The sequence below is a fragment of the Acidovorax sp. FG27 genome (assembly GCF_040365715.1).
In the GTDB taxonomy this organism is placed as follows: domain Bacteria; phylum Pseudomonadota; class Gammaproteobacteria; order Burkholderiales; family Burkholderiaceae_C; genus Paracidovorax.
Genome location: NZ_BAABVY010000012.1, coordinates 45,973 through 64,946, shown reverse-complemented (window position 1 = coordinate 64,946; position 18,974 = coordinate 45,973). Strand labels below are relative to the sequence as shown.

Here is an 18,974-nt window from a genome sequence, read left to right as displayed (position 1 = left end):
AATGCGACCGCCTGGCGGTCCGGCGGACATGTCGGCACCCTGTCACGCAACTGCCATGCGGCAGCCCTAGATTGGCGGGCTTTTGTCAGTTTCCAGGGAATTTCCACCGTGCCACGCCTCCGGACCCCAGACCTCCGCCCCGTGCAGCCGACGCCGCGAGCCGCCCGCAGCCTGGCCTTCGCCACGGCCGCCGCCGCTGTTGCCGCCCTTCCAGTGGCCGCTGGCGCCGCCGCCTTCATGGGCGGCAACATCGTCGCCTACCGGGTGGATGCCTCGGGCACGGGCGCGCTTCCCGTCTACCTGGATGAGTACCGGCCCGACGGCACCCTGGTGCAATCCCTGCCGCTTCCTTCGGGCGGATCGACCCCGCTGACGGCCAGCAGCACCACGTCCGAAGGCCTGCTCGGCCGGTCGGCCGACGGTCGCTGCCTGGTCGCACCGGGCTATGCGGCCGTGGCCGGGGGCAGTGACCCCAAGGGCGCGGCGGCCAGCGCCGTGGCCCGGGCCGTGGCGTTCGTCGCAGCCGGGGGCGCCGTCGACGCCACGACCACCCTGGGCAGCACCGCCTTCGGCACCGATGCGATCCGCGGCGCGGCCACGGCCGACTGCACCGCCGCCTGGCTGAGCGGCAACGGCAACAGCGCCGGCCGGGGGCTCTGGTATGCGGCCAAGGGCGCTGGCACCGCCAGCCGCCTCAATGCCACCAATGCACAGGGCATCACGATCGCGGCGGGACAGCTCTACACCGCCTTCGCGGGCGGGGCCACGATCAACCGCGTGGGATCGGGCCTGCCCACGAGCGGAACACCCGCCCTGGCCGCCCTGCCCGGCGTGACGGCCTTCAACTACCGGGGCATCGCGTTCCTCGACCTGGATGCCGGCGTGCCCGGCGTCGACACGCTCTATGCGGCCGCCAACAACGACGGCACGGGCACGCTGCGCAAGTTCACCTTCGACGGCAGCACCTGGACGGCGCGGGGCTCCGTGCCCCTGGCCAACGCCCATGGCCTGGCCGCCCTCGATACCGGCGGCGGCACGGTGATGCTGCTGGCGACGGCCGCGGACGGCAGCCTCTACCGGCTCTTCGACACCTCGGGGCACGGCGGCACGCTCGCCGGTGCGCCGCAGCTGCTGGCCAGCGCGGCGGCCGGCCAGCGGTTCATGGGCCTGGCCTGGGCGCCCGAGGACACGGCCCCCGCCGCCACGCCGAATGCGCCGGCAGCCGTCTCCGCGACGCCCTCCGGCAACGCCGTGACGGTGCAATGGGGCGCGCCAGCGGACGGGGCTGCACCGGCCTACTACCTCGTCGAGCTCTCGCGCGACGATTTCGCCACCGTGGACCGCACCCTGGCCGTCTTCGGCACCCGCCAGACCGTGGGCGGGCTGTCCGCAGGCAGCTACCGGGCGCGGGTGCGGGCCGTGAACAGCCGCGGCGGCGGGCCGGCCACGGCGGCGGCGGCCTTCACGGCGGCCGATCCACCGCAGCTCTCCCTGGCCGACGGCTCCGCCTTTTCAGGCGTGGCCGGCGACCCGAACGATCCTGTCGCCACGACGGGCATCGCCTTCACCCTCGGCGACCCGGTGGCCACGGCCGGCAGCCTCACGGTGAGCGCCAGCTCCAGCAACCCCGCGGTGGTGCCGCCCGCCGGCCTCGCGCTCACCCACACCGGTGGGCAGGCGCTGCTGCGCATCACCCCGGCGGGCAGGGGCTATGCGGACATCACCGTCACCGTGGCCAATCCGTCGGGCGCCACGGCGACCCGCACGCTGCGGTACGCGGCCTCCGCAGCGGTGGCGGCCTCCGCCGGCACGCGCTGGTTCACCGGCCGCTCCGACGCCTCCACGGCCATCGTGCTCGACGCGGCCACGATGCTGGTGGGCGACGACGAGGCGCCCGCGCAGGACGCCGCACCCCAAGCCCTGCCGGGCGGCAACGGCTTCATGGCCTATGCGCGCGGTACGGGCGGAGCGCCGACGGCGCCCCTGACCCTCGATGCCGGCGCACTGGGCCTCGGCAGCGCCGGCAATGCCGACTGCGCCACGCCGGGCTACAGCGGCCTGGCCAACTGCAAGACGGACGGCGAGATGGACACCGAGGCCAGCTTCTCCGTCGGCAGCCGCATCTACATGGCGGGGTCGCACTCCAACAACAAGAGCGGCCGGTCGCGCCCCGACCGGTGGCGCTTCGTGGCCGTGGATGCGGGCGCCGGCCCGGCGCTGTCCACCGCCGGCTACTACCGGTGGCTGCGCGAAGACCTGCGTGCCTGGGACCGGGCCGGCAGCCACGGCCTGGGCGCCGACTACCTGGGCCTGGTCGCCAGCTCGAACGGCGGCGACGGCGATCCGCTGAAGGCGCCCGAGACCGACACCTTGAGCGGGTTCTCGATCGAGGGCATGTCCACGAGCCCCGGCGACGGCGCCGCGTGGCTGGCCTTCCGCGCGCCCCTGGTGGCGGCGCCGGGCCAGCCTGCCGCGGCCGCCGACAGCGCCGCCGGCCGCACGCACGCCCTGATCGTGCCGGTGGCCAACTACGCCGCCCTTCCCGCGGCGGCAGGCGGCACCGCGGGCTCGGCCACGCTGGGCGCGCCGATCCGGCTGGACCTGGGCGGGCGCGGCATCCGCGAGATCCGCAAGAACGGCGCGGGCGAATACCTCATCATCGCGGGCCCGCCCAACGGCGCGACGGGCACGGCGCCGCGCGACTTCCGTCTTTACTCCTGGAGCGGCCGCACCAGCGCCGCCGGCCTGGCGCTGGACCTGCGGCTGCGCGATGCGGACGTGAACGCCGTGGCCGCCCCCCTGACCGGCTGCTCGCCCGAAGGGCTGGCGGCGATACCGGACCGCCTGGACGCCGGCGGCACGGTGGACGTGATCGGCGACTGCGGCGATGCCGACTTCTACGGCGACGGGCAGGCCGCCAAGGACCTGCCCCATGCCGCGTGGAAGAAGTTCCGCCTGGACCCGATCACGCTGGCGCCGCTGGCCGGCGTGACGCTGGGCGACACCGCGACCGGCGCCACCTCGCTCGCCTTCCGGGCCGCGCTGCCCGTGGACGGCACGTTCCACGCCGTGGTGCTGCCGGCCGCCGCCGCCGCACCCAGCTGGGAGCAGGTGGCTGCCGGGCAGGATGCCCAGGGCCGAGCCGCACCCTGGGCCAGCGGCCCCGTCGCCCTCTCGGCCGGCGTGCCGGCCAGCCGCCTGGCGACGGGCCTGGCGGCGGCCACCGGCTACCGCCTGTACGGCGTGGCCGTGACGGCAGCGGGCCACCCCGGGGCGATCGCCGTGCAGGCCTTCACGACGGCGGCGAGCGGGCTGCCCCAATCCATCGCCTTCGACGACCCCGGCAACCGCATGCTCGGTGCCTTTCCCTTCGATGCCAGCGTCGCGGGCGGCCCCTCGGGCCAACCCCTGGTGCTGTCGTCGCTGTCGCAGGCCGTCTGCCGGGTGGATGGTCTCCGGGTGACGCTGCTGACGGCGGGCACGTGCACGCTGCGGGCCACGCAGGCCGGCAACGCCCTCTACGGCGCCTCGGACCCGGTGGACCGCAGCTTCGCCGTGGCCCCGCCCAACATCGCGGGCGCCACGCTGGCGGGCAGCGGCGGGCGCAGCGGTGCGGTGAGCGGCAGCATCTGGCGGTTCACGGCGCAGTCGGCCGGGTTCCAGCCCGCGTCGTCACTGCCGGCCGGGCCTCCGCCGGGCATCGCCTTTCCGTTCGGCATCTTCAGTTTCTCGCTGGCCAGCGGCACGCCGGGCTCCACGGCCACGCTCCGGCTGGACCTGCCGCAGCCGGCCCCCGCGGGCGCCACGCTCTGGAAATACGGCCGCCCCACGGCCGGCGCAGCGGCGCGCTGGTACGCCGTCGCCGCCAGCTGGTCCGCTGACCAACGGTCGGTGAGCTACGCCGTGACCGACGGCGGTGCGGGCGACGAGGACTTCGCCGTCAACGGCATCATCGTGGACCCGGTGGCCGTCGGCGTGGCCGCCGCGCCGGACGACGCGAGAGCCGTTCCCACGCTGTCGCAGGCCGCGCAGGCACTGCTGGGCCTGTGCCTGGCGGCGCTGGCGGCGTGGAGGATGCGCCGGCGCATGGGGTGAATCCCATCCGGCACCCGGCGGCCGCCGCCCCTGCGGGCGGGGCCGTTCAGAATTTCGGGATGCGGATGCGGCTGATCATCAGCGAGCCCGACACCGCGAACAGCAACACCAGCGGGTGCAGCGTGAAGCCCCCCACCAGCACCCGGCCGAACCACAGGTTCGGGCCCACGGCGCCCATCGCCGCCGCCAGCGCCAGCAGGCCCACCAGCACGATGGAGGTGGGAATGGGCGTGCCCTCGAAATACTTCACCTTGCCCGAGCCTTCGGACAGCGTTTCCGCCGTGACGTTGTAGCGCGCCAGGCGCGACACGCCGCAGGCGACGAAGTAGGCCAGCACGATGCGGTCGTAGAGGCCCTGCATGCCGCAGGCGTAGGCGATGATGGCCGGCGCCACGCCGAAGGAGATGACGTCGGCCAGCGAGTCCAGCTCGCGCCCCATGGCCGACGACTTCTGGCGCCAGCGGGCGATGCGGCCGTCGAGCACGTCGAAGATCAGCGCGGCCAGCACCAGGGCGGCGGCGAAGTAGATGTGCCGCACGTCGCCCGCGGCCAGGTAGGTCATGCAGGAAAACAGCGCCCCCACGCCGCACACGGCATTGCCCAGCGTGAACCAGTCCGCGAGATGGAACTCGCGGATCATCGAAAAGCGCTTGGGGGCGGGGGCGTTCATGGGGCTCCTTGCATGGGCGATCGGCGGCCGGCCCGTGAAAGATGGTGCGGCCGGCGGTGCGAGCCATTATGGAACGCGGGCATGGCGCGGCCCGTCAGGCGAATCCTACGGCGCCGGCGGCGGCTCGGCAGCCGAACCCGCCGCGCCCAGGGCACCCGGGGCCTCGCCCGGCCCGGGCGTGGGCAGGCAGCTCACCCGGTCGCGGCCCTGCTGCTTGGAGCGGTAGAGGCCGCCGTCGGCCCGCGCGAGCAGGCTGTCCAGCGTGTCGCCGGCGGCCAGCGTGCTGACGCCGAAGCTGGCGGTGACCCGCACCGCAACGGGGCCGGGCGGCTGCGCGTCGGCGGCGGCCGCAGGCGGCACGGCCACGCTTGTCGCGGCGATGGCGGCGCGCAGTGCCTCGGCGAGCGCGGTGGCGGCGTCCAGCGGGGTGGCGGGCAGCAGGATGCCGAACTCCTCGCCGCCCAGCCGGCCGACCAGATCGCCCGTCCGCACCCGCCCCATGCAGGTGGCCGTCACGGCGCGCAGCACGGCGTCGCCCGCCGCATGGCCATGGCGGTCGTTGACGCGCTTGAAGTCGTCCACGTCGAGCATGACCATGGACAGCGCCGCCGCGGCGCTGCCGGCGGCCGCGCGGCGCGCCTGCGCCACGGCCGCGCCGGCCCGCTCCATGAAGCTGCGGCGGCTGGCGGTGCCGGTCAATGCATCGGTGGTGGCCGCCACGCGCAGCGCGTCCTCCATGGCCTTGCGTTCGGTGATGTCGACGATGGTCGAGAGCGCGCAGGCCGCGCCGTCGTAGGTGATGGGCACCATGGACAGCAGCGCCCACACCTCGCGCCCCTCTGCGGCGATCAGCCCGGTTTCGTAGTCGCGCAGCACGCCGTCGCGCTGGTAGCGGGCGATCACGCGGTCGCGCTCGGCGGGGTTGCGGTACAGGCTGCGCGGCTCGCGCCCCAACAGTTCCTCCACGCTCATGCCCGACAGCTGCGCCGCCCGCTCGTTGACGTACACGAAGGTGTTGTCGGACAGGCGCGTCACGGCCATGGGCAGCGGCGCGTTGTGCAGGATGGACAAGAGCCGCGATTCGCTCTCGGCCAGCGCCCGGGTGCGCTCGGCCACGCGCTGCTCCAGCGTCTGCGCCAGCCCGCGCCACTGGGCATACAGCCGGGCGTTGTCGATGGCGTTGACCACGTTGCCCGACAGCAGCTCCAGGAATTCGATGCGCTCCTGCGAGAACACGCCCGGCAGCGCGTCGTTCTCCAGGTAGAGCGCCCCCAGGGTGCTGCCGACCCGCACCAGCGGCACGCAGAGCACCGACCGCACCGAGCGCGTGCCGAAGTACGGCAGCCGCCGCCAGACATGGGCCTGCAGCACGTCGGGAATGAGCACCGGCGCGGCCAGGTGCAGCACGGTGCGCAGCACCTCCAGCGGCAGGTGCGCGCCAGCGGCTTCCAGCGGCAGGCCTTCGGCGTGCGCGGCGGCGTCGGCCGTGGCGCTGTCGGCCCGCAGCGACCACGCGGCCCCCGAGCCGGTGCCGTCGCCCAGCACCACGGCCACGCGGCTGGCGCCAGCGCTTTCCTGCAGCACCCGCAGCAGGCGGTGCAGCAGCGCGTCGAGCGCGATCTCGGCGGTGACGGCCTGCACGGCCTTCATCAGCGTGGACAGATCGAGGGCGCTGCCCGGCGCCACCGGCACGGTGCCCTGGGGCAGCGCGACCTTGGCGGCCGGGCGCACCGGGCCGGCCGACGCCGCAGCGGGCTCTTCGATGCGCCCGGCGAGCGCCGCCCCGCCCCAGCGCAGGCACAGCGCCCGGGCCTCGGCCCGCTCGGCGCGCGCAGCGGCATCGGCCGGGTCGGCCGGCGCTGCCTGCGCGTTCACGCACCAGTGCACCAGCGCCTGCAGGAACAGGTTGTCCAGCCCCTGCGCGGTGCGCCGGGCGGCCTCGATTTCCGCCGCCACGTCGATGGGCGGGCCGGGCGGGCGGATGCCGCTCGCGCCCATGCGCGCGCGCAGCAGGTGCGCCAGCGGCCGCACGTCGGGGCAGTGGTGGGCCCAGAGGTCGAGCCGGCGCAGCGCCGCCTGGCAGCGCTGCGCCGCATCGGGCCGGCCGCTGCGCGGCGCCGACATGGCGGAGAAGAACACGCAGAACGGCACCATCACCATGCCGCGCCCGGCGGCAAAGAGCGCCTGGGCCGCGTCGCCGGCCGCCACGGCTTCATCGGCGCGGCCGGCCAGCGCGTGCAGCATGCAGTGCCAGGCATGCAGGAACATGCTGCCGGTCTGGTCGGCGCGGGCGGCGTAGGTGCGCGCGAGCGCCTCGGCCGAGAAGCCGGCCGCGGGCTGCTCCAGGGGGTGAGCGTCGTCCGGGACGGTGCGGCGCAGGGCGCGCACCACGGCCAGCAGCGCACCCAGGTAGTCGTGCGCCACCGGCTGCCGGATGCGCTGCAGCGTGGCGGCGTCGGCCTGCAGCTGCGCCTCCAGGTCGGCCAGCGGCATGCCCGCGAGCAGAGCGTGGTAGCCGTGCACGTACAGGCCCAGGCCCGCGTGGCGCAGGTTGCCGGTCTCCAGCCCGCCGCGGTGCACCGCCATCAGGCCGGGCAGGCCGCTGGCGATGCCCTCGATCCAGTGGCGCAGGAAGGCGTTGAACGAAAAGCCGGCATGCGCCTGCACATGGCGCCAGTCCTGCCGCTCCACCAGTTCCATCGACAGGCGGCCGAGCCGGTAGCCGAACGGGTAGTCCTGCAGGAATTCGGCCACCATCAGCCCCATCACCGAATAAGCCGACAGCGCCACCGGCGCATGGCCGTGGGCCACCATGAGGCGCACCTGCAGCACCGTGAGCAGCGGCAGCAGCGCGGGGCGGGCAATGTAGGCGGCGGCGGTCATCTTGGCCACCACCGACAGCTGCTGCAGGCAGAGCGGGTCGGTCATGACGGGCCGGGCGGCCAGCGCGTCGAAGCCGAGGGCCTCGATCTCTGCGCGCACGTCGGTCACCAGCTGCACCGCATCGGCGGGCGACGCGGCGGCCGGGGGCGAGGCGCCGAGCAGGGCCAGCACGGAAAGGCCCAGTTCCAGCGTGTCGTCCAGCCGGCCCGAGGCATAGAACGATTCGATGCGCACGTCCAGCAGCCGCGCCCGGTCCAGTGGCGTGGCGGCATGCGGCAGCGCGGAGTCGATCAGCGCCTCCATGCCCGCCGCATCGCCGGTCAGGGCCGCCATGCGGGCCGCATGCACGTGCAGCGCCAGGGTGCCGGCCGCGTCGGCCACCCAGCCGGCCGCGCCGCCCAGCGCCACCGCCTGGCCGGCGTAGTGGGCGGCCAGATCGAACGAGGCCGCGTCGGCCGCCTGCTGGCTGGCGCGGGCGTTGTAGCCGGCCAGCAGCGCGCGCTCGGCCGGTGAATCCAGCAGCGCCTGGCCCAGGTTGAAGTGGTTGACGATGGCGAAGTCGGGCTGCCCGCCCGGCCGCGCATCGCGCAGCAGGCGGGCGATGCGCAGGTGCAGCGCCGGCCGCGCCGAGGCCGGCGACAGCAGGTACGCGGCCTCCTGCACGCGGTCGTGGGCGAAGGCGAACTCGGCCTGCACCTGTTCGCTTTCCTGCGCGTCCAGCACCGGCAGCCACTTGTAGCGGGCGTCGCGCGGCAGCACCAGGCCGGCCTCCAGGGCGGGGTGCAGGGCACGGGCCACGCCTTGCGTGGAGCTACCGCTGGCCACGCCCAGCAGGTGCGGGTCGAACCGGCTGCCCAGGCAGGCGGCGGTGGCCAGCACGTCGCGCGTGTCCGGCGGCAGGCGGCGCAGCTGCTCCAGCATCAGCGCCACCACGTTGTCGGCCACATGTTCGTGGCGGATGCGGTCGGCGTCCCAGCTCCAGCGCGGGCCGGCCCGGTCCAGCCAGATCAGGCCGCGCTGGTGCAGATCGTGCAGGAAGCGGCCGAGGAAGAACGGGTTGCCGCCCGTCTTGGCATGGCACAGCTGCGCCAGCGCCTGCACTTCGGGCTGCGGGTGCTGCAGCATGTCGGCCAGCCACTGGGCGACATCGCCCGGTGCCAGCGGATCGAGCCGCAGCGCCAGGTAGCGGCCATCGTTCGCGTCGAGCCCGGCCGCCGGCTCGGCCAGCAGGGCCAGGTCCTGCGCCAGCGGGTGGTCGCCCACCACCTCGTCGGCGCGGTAGGCGCCGATCACCAGCAGGTGGCGCAAGCCGTCGTCGAGCACCATCTCGCGCAGCAGCCGGCGCGACAGCCGGTCGCTCCACTGCAGGTCGTCGATGAACACGAGCAGCGGCGACTGCGCGCTGCACAGGCCCGCGAAACACAGCTGCATGGTGCGCACGAACCGGTTCTCGGCCTCGACGGGGCCCAGCGCGTGCTCGTGCGCCGCGGCGGGCTCCAGCAGCGCCACCAGCTCGGGCAGGGTGGACAGCGCCAGCGCCCGGTTGGCGCCCAGCAGCGCCTGCAGCCGCGCGCCCCACACCGCGCGTTCGTCCGGCGGCAGCGCCAGCACCTGGCGGGTGCGCTGCGCCAGCGCCTGCACGAAGGCCGCGCAGGGCGCGGGCTGGCCGAACTGGTTGAACTTGCCGCTGGCCATGTGGCCCTGGCGCGCCAGCAGGGTGCGCTGCACCTCCTGCACCAGCGCGGTCTTGCCCACGCCCGGCGCGCCCGCCAGCGTCACCAGCCGGGCGGCGCCGGCCGCCGCCGCGTCGAAGGCGGCCAGGAGCCGGCGCACCTCGGGCGCGCGGCCGTAGAGGCGGCCCGCCGTGTGCAGGCGCTCCGGCAGGTCGCCCTGCGCCAGCACCAGGCCCTGCAGTGCCTCCGGGTCGTCCAGCCCGGCGCGGATGCTCCGCAGGTCGCGCCGCAGCACGTGGTGGCTCTGGTAGCGCGACTCGGGCTCCTTGGCCAGCAGCCGGTCCACCAGCGCGCCCAGCAGCGCGGGCGCACCGGGGCAGCGCGCCTGCAGCGGCGGCGGCAGCAGCGCCAGGTGGGCGTGGACGGCCTGCAGCGGGTCGTCGATGGCGCCGAAGGGCGGCGCGCCGGTCAGCAGTTCGTACAGCGTGGCGCCCAGCGCGTAGAAGTCCGCCCGGTAGTCCAGGTCGCGGTTCATGCGGCCGGTCTGCTCCGGCGCCATGGTGGAGAGCGTGCCCTCCAGCTCGCGCAGGCTCACGGCCTGGGTGCGCTCGACCGACACGTTGGCCGCGATGCCGAAGTCGATGAGCCGCACGGTGCCGTCCGGGCGGGCGATGATGTTGCCGGGCGCCACGTCCTTGTGCACGATGTTGCGCAGGTGGATGGCCTCCAGCCCGTCCACCACGGCCAGGGCGACGTCCAGGGCCCGGGCGATGGGCAGCGGGCCGGCGCGCAGCCAGTCGCGCAGGGCGGCGGCGCCGTCGTCGGGCATGGCGATGAAGAGCACGCCGTCATGGCTGCCGAGGGCGCTGGCGCTGACCACGCGCTCATGCGCCACCTGCCGCGACAGCTCGTACTCGCGCCTGAACCGCGCCACCTCGCCCGGCCCCAGCCGCTCGCAGCGCAGCAGCTTGACGATGGCCGGCTGCCCGTCGGCCTGGTGGCAGCGCAGCACCACGGAGCGCGGCCCCTCGTACAGCACCGCCGACACGTTGTAGCCCGCGAACGCCCGGCCAGGCCGGGCGAAGTCGGGAACCGGCACGGCATCTTGCGCGCCGGCGACAGGTGGCGTGGGAGGGTACATGGCGATGCGGCGGGGTTGGCGGATGATAGCCGCGCCGTCTCTCGCGTCATGTACCTTTGACAGGGCGGAACCGGGCCCTGCCTAAGCCCGCCGCGCCGCGTAGGCCACGTACCAGTCCAGGCTGCCCGGGTTGGCCATGGCGTCCTTGTTGACCACCTTGTCCAGCGGCTGGCCCAGCAGCAGCTTCTTGACGGGCAGCTCCTGCTTCTTGCCCGTGAGCGTGCGCGGCACCTCGGCCACGGCCACGATGTCGTCGGGCACGAAGCGGGGCGACAGCGCCGTGCGGATGGCGCCGGCGATGCGCTGGCGCAGGGCGTCGTCCAGCACCGCCCCCTGGCGCAGCACGACGAAGAGCGGCATGAAGCTCTCGCGCCCCAGGTATTCCAGGTCGACCACCAGGCTGTCGAGCACTTCCGGCAGCGCCTCGACGGCGCTGTAGAGCTCGCTGGTGCCCATGCGCAGGCCGTGGCGGTTGATGGTGGCGTCGCTGCGGCCGTAGATGATGCAGCTGCCGCGCGAGGTGACCTTCAGCCAGTCGCCGTGCCGCCAGACGGCGCCCATCTCGGCCGGGCCGTCGCCGCCCCCGGGCCGGCGGCCGTGGCCGGGCGGGTACATGTCGAAGTAGCTGGCCAGGTAGCGCTTGCCGTCGGTGTCGCCCCAGAGGTAGAGCGGCATCGACGGAATGGGCTGGGTGCAGACCAGCTCGCCCACGGCGTCGACCACCGGGTGGCCCTCGGCGTCCCAGGCCTCGACGGCGGCCCCGAGCATGCGGCACTGCATCTCGCCGGGCACCTGGGGCAGCTCGCGGTGGCCGCCGATGAAGGCGCCGCAGAAGTCGGTGCCCCCTGAGATGTTGTTCCACCAGATCGCATCGCCCCCACGCTCCCCTGCTTCGCATGGGTCGCTGCCCCCCAAGGGGGCCGCGCCTTGCTTGGGGCGGCCCGGCGCGGCGGCGGGGTCGGCGGTGGCTCCATCGCGCAGGCGCTCGAACTGCCGGCTGCCCCATTCCTGCACCTCGGCCGACAGTGGCGAGCCGGTGGTGCCCAGGGCCCGCACGCGGCGCAGGTCGCCGCAGTCCGCCAGTTCCAGCCCCGCCTTCATGCAGTTGGCGTAGAAGGCCGCGCCGGCGCCGAAGAAGGTCACGCCCGTCTCGGCGGCGAAGCGCCACAGCACGCCCCAGTCGGGCCGGTCCTTGCTGCCGCCGGGGTTGCCGTCGTAGATCACGCAGGTGGTGCCCGACAGCAGCCCGCTGGCCTGCGCGTTCCACATCACCCAGCCGGTGGAGCTGTACCAGTGGTAACGCTCGCCCCAGGAATTGGGCTCGTAGCTGCAGCCGATGTCGTTGTGCAGGCACTTGAGCTGCAGCGCCACCAGCACCATGCCGCCATGGCCGTGCACGATGGGCTTGGGCAGGCCGGTGGTGCCGCTGGAATAGACGATCCAGAGCGGGTGGTCGAACGCCACCCAGAGCGGCTCGAAGGCCGCCACTTCGGCATCGTTTTGGGCCGTGGCGCTGATGTAGTCTGCGCAGCCAGCTATCATTTCAGTAGCACCCGTCTGGCGCACCAGCACCACGTGCTGCAGCGTGGGCAGGCCGGCCCGCAGCTCGGCCAGCACGCCGGTGCGGTCCAGGTCGCGCCCACCATAGGTCACTCCGTCCACCGCGATCAGCGCCTTGGGCTCGATCTGGCGGAAGCGGTCGAGCACGGCGGCCGTGCCCATGTCGGGCGCGCAGACGCTCCAGACCGCGCCCAGGCTGACGGTGGCCAGCAGCGCGACCAGGGTTTCGGGAACGTTCGGCAGGTAGGCAGCCACCCGGTCGCCCGGGCCCACGCCCTGGCGGCGCAGGTGCAGCGCGAGCGCCGCCACCTGCCGGCGCAGCTCGGGCCAGCCCAGTTCGCGGTGCTGGCCTTTTTCATTGCGGCTGATGACGGCGGGCTGGCCGGCGGCGTGGGCCGCGTCCACGTGCCGCAGCGCCTGCCGCGCGTAGTTGACCTGCGCGCCGGGGAACCACCGGGCCCCCGGCATGGCGTTGCGTGCCAGCACCGCCGTGTGCGGCGTGGGCGACTGCACGTCGAAATAGTCCCACAGGCTCTGCCAGAAGGCGTCGAGGTCGGTGGTGGACCAGCGCCAGAGGGCGTCGTAGTCGCCGAAGGCGAGGCCGCGCTCACGCTCCAGCCACTGCTGGTAGAGGCGGATCTGCGGGATGTAGGGCGGCGTGGCGGATGGCGGGGGGGAAGGTTTTTTTGTCTCCATGGCGGCGCAGCGTAGCAGCGCGGCGGCAGGGGCGACAACGGGGGCGGGTGGCGGGGCGTCACGCACCGGACAAGCAGTGTGGGCGCGGCCGGCGAGCGCTCGGGCACGGGGAGCGTGCCCTGGCTTCGGCAGGCTCAGCCCGAACGGAGGGGGGGCGCGGGTGGGCAGGAAGCGGATCGTTTTTGGAGCGGGCGACCGGGCTCGTCATACAGCTACAGCCCGCGCCCGCCCGGCGAAAGACCGGTCAGTCCGTCTGTTCCTTCACGCTGGTGATGGCATAGCCCTTCTCGCTGATCTGGCGGCCGGGTTCGGCGATGCCGAAATCGTCCCAGTGCGCAGCGGACTCGTCCAGTTCCTGGCCGGACATCTCGCTCTCCCAGTCGGTGTTGATCGCCTCCTGCGGGATGGGGCGGCCCTCGGGCACCACCAGATGAGAGAACTTGCCTTCGGCTTCGGTTCGGCGATAGATGTCCACGCGCATGGGTCACTCCTGGGTCGGTTGAAGAAACGTCCACTCTAGCGACGGCGCGCCCCGCGACACGTAGGAATTCGCACCCCAGCCGGCGTCGGCAGAAGCGGCCCGGCGTTGGACACGCCCTGCCGGCCCGCAACTTGCGTTGCCAGGTCCGGACAGGCTATGCTCCGCCCGCCCTGCTACTCATCAGACATCAGACAACGCCATGAGCTTACACACCCTCCAGTCCATCGACGCCCGTACCGGCCAGCCCCACGGCGAAGCCTGGCCCGAATCCACTCCCGCCCAGATCGATGCCGCCGTGGCCGCCGCCGCACAGGTGGCCGATGCCTTTGCCGCCACCCCGGCCGCCGACCGCGCCGCCCTGCTGCGCGACCTGGCCGGCGCGCTGGAAGCGCAGCGGGACACTCTGGTGCCGGTGGCCGACCGCGAAAGCGGCTTGGGGCCCGTGCGGCTGAACGGCGAGCTGGACCGCACCGCCTTCCAGCTGCGCGGCTTCGCCGATGTGATCGAGCGCGGCGATGCCCACGCCACCATCGACGACCCGGCCGTCGCCGGCGCGCCACCCGCCGGCCGCCCGCGCATGCTGCGGGTGCGCGTGCCGGTGGGCCCGGTCGCCATGTTCTCGGCCAGCAACTTCCCCTTCGCCTTCTCGGTGCTGGGCGGCGACACCGCCTCGGCGCTGGCCGCCGGCTGCCCGGTGGTCGTCAAGGGCCACCCGGCCCACCCCGAGCTGACGCGCCGCACGGCAGCCCTGGCCCAGCAGGTGGTGGCCGCGCGCGGCCTGCCGGCAGGCGTGTTCCAGCTGGTCGAAGGCGGCTCCATCGACGCCGGCGTGGCGCTGGTGCGGGCGCCCGCCATCGCGGCCGTGGCCTTCACGGGCTCGTTCAAGGGCGGCACGGCCCTGGCCAAGGTGGCGGCCGAGCGCCCCACACCCATCCCCTTCTACGGCGAGCTGGGCTCGGTCAACCCGCTGGTCGCCCTGCCCGCTGCCCTGCAGGCCAACGGCGCCGCCCTGGCCGAGACGCTGGCCGGCTCCATCTGCCTGGGCGCGGGCCAGTTCTGCACCAGCCCCGGCGTGATCGTCGTGCGCCAGGATGCCTCCGGCGACGCCTTCGTCGCCACGCTGGCCGAGAAGCTGGCCGCGCTGGCCCCGCACGCCATGCTCACGCCCGGCATCCGCAGCGCCTTCGACAAGGGCGTGGCCGCCTGGAAGGGCCACGCCCGGCTCAAGCCCCTGGTGAGCGACGTGGCCGACGCCGGCGCCACGCCGCGCCCCTTCCTGGCCGAAGTGCGGGCGGCCGACTTCATCGCCGACCACCAGCTGCATGAAGAAGTCTTCGGCTCCGCCGCCCTGGTGGTGCGCGTGGCCTCGGTGGCGGAGACCATCGCCGTGCTCAAGGCCGTGGGCGGCTCGCTCACCGTGACGGTCTGGGGCGCCGACGAAGACACGGCCGAGCACCGCGACCTGGTGCGCGCCGCCACCCAGGTGGCCGGCCGCGTGCTCTTCACCGGCGTGCCCACCGGCGTGGCCGTCACCGCCGCCCAGCACCACGGCGGCCCCTTCCCCGCATCGACCGCGCCGTTCACCACCTCGGTGGGCTACGCGGCGCTGGACCGCTTCCTGCGCCCGGTGGTGCTGCAGGACGCACCGGGCTGGCTGGCCGCGCGGCAGGGCGTTCCGGTGTGATGAAACTCGCCCGGGGCCCCCTGCCCGCTAGGTGGTCCCGGGCGGCCATTTTCGAAGGTCATTTGAGCCTCCAGCGCTTGATCCATCAGCGCCTGCAGCTATTGAATCGATAGCAATTGCAGAGCTCAGCCCGAACGGGCGGGGGTTCAACCGAGGGGGTGAGTTTGCGCACCGCAAAGCGATCACCCCCACGCAGGCGCTGTGCGCCGCGAACGCCAGGCCGAGCGCAGCGACGGCCCGATTGGCTCCCCCCTCCCTTCTGTGCGTGCCGAGAAGCGCAGCGCGTGGAGGGCGCATGCGTGCCGAAGGACACGCATGCTTCAAGCTCTGACTTGCCGCAGCTGTTTGAATGGAGCTGCAAAGCAGCGCAGTGAGTTCTGCGGCAGCCCTCCACGCGCGAGCATCGCAGGTTGCCCGTAGCGAAGCGAAGGGACACGCACAGCAGGGTCGCCCTTTCTTTGGTGACTTTCTTTCGGCGAAACGAAAGAAAGTTACTCGCCCGCCGGGGCGAAATCCCGGCTCCGGGAGGCAACCACCCAACACGTGCCAGCACCGCCCCCCCGCAGCGCACCCCGGGCCCGGAAAGCAACCGCCCAGCACCTCCCAGCCCCGACCCAGCCAAAAATTTAAGAAGAAGAAGCCAGCGCCTTCTCGATCCGCCGCCGATGCACCGTCGTCTTCGGCACATGGAACGGAAACCACGCCCGCACATCCTCCTCCAGCCCGATCCCATGCATGTAGTTGTAGATCGCCTTCTTCAACCCCAACCCCAGCGCATCGTGATCCACCCCCGTCGGATCGATGAACCCCACGTCGTTCCTGGCGAACGCCCCGGCCGGCAGCGGCGCCAGCGTCACGCCGTATTCCTCGGGGTTCTTGCCGACGGGTGAATGCACCGTGCAGGCGAAGCGGTGGAAGAAGCCGCTCTGGATGCAGCCGTTGGCAAAGAGTTGGCGCACGTATTCCAGCGCATCCACCGTGTCCTGCACCGTCTGCGTCGGAAAGCCGTACATCAGGTAGGCGTGCACCAGAATGCCGGCGTCCGAGAACGCCTTGGTCACGCGCGCCACTTGGTCCACCGACACGCCCTTCTTCATCAGTTGCAGCAGCCGGTCCGACGCCACCTCCAGCCCGCCGGAGATGGCGATGCAGCCCGCATCGGCCATCAGCTCGGCCAGCTCTGGCGTGAAGGTTTTCTCGAAGCGCACGTTGCCCCACCAGCTGATGCCGGCGTTGCGCGCGATGAGTTCGGTGGACAGGGCCTTGAGCGCCTTGGGCGGCGCGGCCTCGTCCACGAAGTGAAAGCCCGTCTGGCCCGTCTCGGCGACGATGGCCGCGATGCGGTCGGCCAGCACTTGGGCGCTGGCGCCCTCGTAGCGGCTGATGTAGTCCAGGCTCACGTCGCAGAAGCTGCATTTCTTCCAGTAGCAGCCGTGCGCCACCGTCAGCTTGTTCCAGCGCCCGTCGCTCCAGAGCCGGTGCATGGGGTTGAGCATGTCCAGCAGCGACAGGTAGCGGTCGAGCGGCAGGCCGTCCCAGGTGGGCGTGCCGACTTCGGCAAACGCCACGTCGGCCTCCATCATGTTGACGTACTGCACGGCGCCGGCATCGTCCCGCACGAACGTGCGCACCAGGCGCTGCCTGCCGCGCCGGCCTTCCAGGTGCTCCAGCAGCGCCAGCAGCGGGCGTTCGCCGGCGTCCAGCGTCACGTAGTCGACGAAGTCGAACACGCGCGGATCGGCCAGCTCGCGCAGCTCGGTGTTCACGAACCCGCCGCCCAGCACGGTGGCGATGTGCGGGTGCCGCGCCTTCACGGCCTGGGCGATGCGGAAGGCCGCATACACGGAGCCGGGAAACGGCACCGACAGCAGCACCACGCTGGGCTGGTGGCGCTCGATGGCCTCGTGCGTGAGCTGCACCAGCATCGCGTCCACCAGCGTGGGCGGCGCGGCCAGGGCGCTCGCCAGCGGGTCGAAGGTGGGCTGGCTGCCGGCCAGCGACTCGGCATAGCGCACGAACTCGAAGCGTTCGTCCACCGCATCGCGCAGCACGTCTGCCAGGTCGTTCAGGTACAGCGTGGCCAGGTGCTTGGCCTTGTCGTGCAGTCCCAGGGCGCCGAAGGCCCAGCCCAGCGGGTCGCCGCCCTCGTCGTCCACATAGACGTCGAGCGTGGCGAAGCGCGGCCCCTCGGGCAGGTAGTGGCGGCCGACGATGCGGTGCGCCAGGGTGCTGTCGCGCCCCTGCAGGAAGGCGATGGCCGGGCCGATGGTGGCGAGATACCGCGCCTGCTGCGCCGCGAACGACTGCACGGCCGGGCTGCGCCGCGACGGGGGAAGGGCCGCCACCTGCGCGGCCACCTGCTGCAAGCCTTCGGGCGACAGCAGCCGCAGCACCAGGGCCAGGGCCAGGTCCTCCTGGAACGCGGTGATTCCGCGCGAGCGCAGAAAACCCGTGAGGTAGGCGGTGGAGGGATACGGCGTGTTCAGCTGCGTCATCGGCGGGATGACGGCCAGCACGCGGGAGGCGGAATCGGGCATGGACGGCGTGGGCGGCAAGGCCCCCGATTATCCGGGCCGCCGGCCGGCCCCGTGCGGGCCGGGTTACTGCCGGGCCACCGGGCCGCCGCGCCGTGCGATCGCAAGGCGGGCGCGGGGGGAAAGAGCGAGAACGATGCGGGGCTAGGCAGCCGCCGTCGCCAGCTGCCGGTCCAGCCCCTGCAGCGTGGCGGCCAGCACCTGGGTGCCCGCCAGCACCTGTTCCGGGTCGCTCCACTCCCGCGCGCAGTGGCTGCGGCCGCCCCGGCACGGAATGAACACCATGCCCATCGGGGCGATGCGGGCCAGGGGCGCGGCGTCGTGGCCGGCGCCGCTGGGCATGCGCCGATGCGTGTGGCCGTGCCGGCGGGCGGCCTGCTCGATGGCGGCGATCACACCGTCGTCGGCGCGGGTGGGCGGCGTCAGCGTCTGGGTGCGGGCGGTGGCCGAGACGCGGCAGCGCTGCATCTCGCCCTGCGCGCCGTGCAGCAGGTCGTCGGCGAAGCTGCGCAGCACCTCGGGGTCGTCGCTGCGCACTTCCAGGCTCATGCGCACCAGCCCGGGCACGGTGTTGGTGGAATTGGGCTCCACGGCCAGCCGCCCCACGGTGGCCACCACGTAGCGCTCCGCTTGGTTCAGCGCCCGGGCGCGGTGGTGCGCCAGCGTGATGAGCGCGGCCGCGCCGGCCAGCGCGTCGTGACGCAGGTGCATGGGCGTGGTGCCGGCGTGGTCGGGCTGGCCGGTGACCGTGATCTCCACCCGGTGGATGCCGACGATGTGCGTCACCACGCCGATGGCCAGGTGCTCCTGCTCCAGCACCGGGCCCTGCTCGATGTGCAGCTCCACGAAGGCGGCCAGGCTGCCGGGCTCGCGGCGGGCGGTGTCGATGAGTTCGGGCATGCCACCGATGCGGCGCATGGCATGCGCCAGCGTCTCGCCGCCTGCGTCGGCGGCCTGCAGCAGGGGCATGTCCAGCAGGCCCGCCATGGCGCGGCTGCCGACGCAGGAGACGCCGTGGTCGGTGGGCTCCTCGGCCAGGAAGTCGATCACCTCCAGCGGGTGGTGCCAGGTCTGGCCGGCGTCGTGCAGCGCGTGGGCCACTTCCAGCGCGGCGGCCACGCCCAGGATGCCGTCGAACCGGCCGCCCTGCAGCACGGTGTCGCTGTGCGAGCCGCTCGCCAGTGCGGGTGCGCCGGGCATGCGGCCCTCGCGCCGGCCGATCAGGTTGCCCGCCGCGTCCAGCCGCACCGCCAGGCCGGCGCTGGCGAATTCCTCGCGCAGCCAGGCGCGGGCGGCGATGAACTCGGGCGAGAAGGCGCGCCGGGTCCACGGCAGGTCGGGGCGGGTGAAGCCGGCCAGCGCTTCCAGCCGGCGCCAGAGCCGGTCGCCGCGCAGGGGCAGATCGGGCAGCGCCTGCCGCAGCGGCTGCAGCAGCGCGGCGGCAGCCGCCTGCGGAGTGGTGGCGGGGGTGGCAGGGGTGGCGGGAGTGGGAGGGGCGCAGGAGGTGTCCATGCCGCCGATCGTGCCGCGCTATGCTGTGCGAAGGAATCTGGGGTA

Annotated in this window: 8 protein-coding genes; 2 read left to right on the top strand and 6 right to left on the bottom strand. The window is 73.5% G+C overall.

Features of this window, described 5'->3' with window-relative positions:
* The first annotated feature begins 141 nt into the window (after nt 1–141).
* Complete coding sequence (locus ABWV53_RS16250; protein WP_353367195.1) at nt 142–4,095, top strand: IPTL-CTERM sorting domain-containing protein; 3,954 nt, start codon at nt 142–144, stop codon at nt 4,093–4,095.
* 46 nt (nt 4,096–4,141) lie between these two features.
* Here the strand turns inward: ABWV53_RS16250 and pssA are convergent, their stop codons facing one another.
* The 4 genes from pssA to ABWV53_RS16230 all read right to left on the bottom strand — a co-directional run bounded on the left by pssA (nt 4,142) and on the right by ABWV53_RS16230 (nt 13,199).
* On the bottom strand, nt 4,142–4,765 hold the full coding sequence (gene pssA, locus ABWV53_RS16245; protein WP_353367194.1) for a CDP-diacylglycerol--serine O-phosphatidyltransferase: 624 nt from the start codon (nt 4,763–4,765) through the stop codon (nt 4,142–4,144).
* Nucleotides 4,766–4,870: 105 nt separating this feature from the next.
* Nucleotides 4,871–10,462: a diguanylate cyclase gene (locus ABWV53_RS16240; RefSeq protein WP_353367193.1), complete on the bottom strand. Its 5,592-nt coding sequence runs from the start codon at nt 10,460–10,462 to the stop codon at nt 4,871–4,873.
* 81 nt (nt 10,463–10,543) lie between these two features.
* On the bottom strand, nt 10,544–12,718 hold the full coding sequence (locus ABWV53_RS16235) for an acetoacetate--CoA ligase (protein WP_353367192.1): 2,175 nt from the start codon (nt 12,716–12,718) through the stop codon (nt 10,544–10,546).
* 244 nt (nt 12,719–12,962) lie between these two features.
* Complete coding sequence (locus tag ABWV53_RS16230; protein ID WP_056669480.1) at nt 12,963–13,199, bottom strand: DUF6139 family protein; 237 nt, start codon at nt 13,197–13,199, stop codon at nt 12,963–12,965.
* 199 nt (nt 13,200–13,398) lie between these two features.
* Here ABWV53_RS16230 and ABWV53_RS16225 point away from each other — a divergent pair, with 199 nt between their 5' ends.
* Nucleotides 13,399–14,883: an aldehyde dehydrogenase (NADP(+)) gene (locus ABWV53_RS16225; RefSeq protein WP_353367191.1), complete on the top strand. Its 1,485-nt coding sequence runs from the start codon at nt 13,399–13,401 to the stop codon at nt 14,881–14,883.
* Between the two features lie 626 nt (nt 14,884–15,509).
* Here ABWV53_RS16225 and ABWV53_RS16220 read toward each other — a convergent pair.
* Together ABWV53_RS16220 and ertE are read right to left on the bottom strand one after the other, a co-directional pair.
* Nucleotides 15,510–17,420 carry a B12-binding domain-containing radical SAM protein gene (locus tag ABWV53_RS16220; RefSeq protein ID WP_353367190.1) on the bottom strand — a complete coding sequence of 637 codons (1,911 nt, stop codon included), beginning with the start codon at nt 17,418–17,420 and terminating at the stop codon, nt 15,510–15,512.
* A 141-nt stretch (nt 17,421–17,561) separates the two neighbouring features.
* Nucleotides 17,562–18,929, bottom strand: a complete 1,368-nt coding sequence (gene ertE / locus ABWV53_RS16215; protein WP_353367189.1) for an N-carbamyl-l-glutamate amidohydrolase ErtE — start codon at nt 18,927–18,929, stop codon at nt 17,562–17,564.
* Between the last annotated feature and the right edge of the window lie 45 nt (nt 18,930–18,974).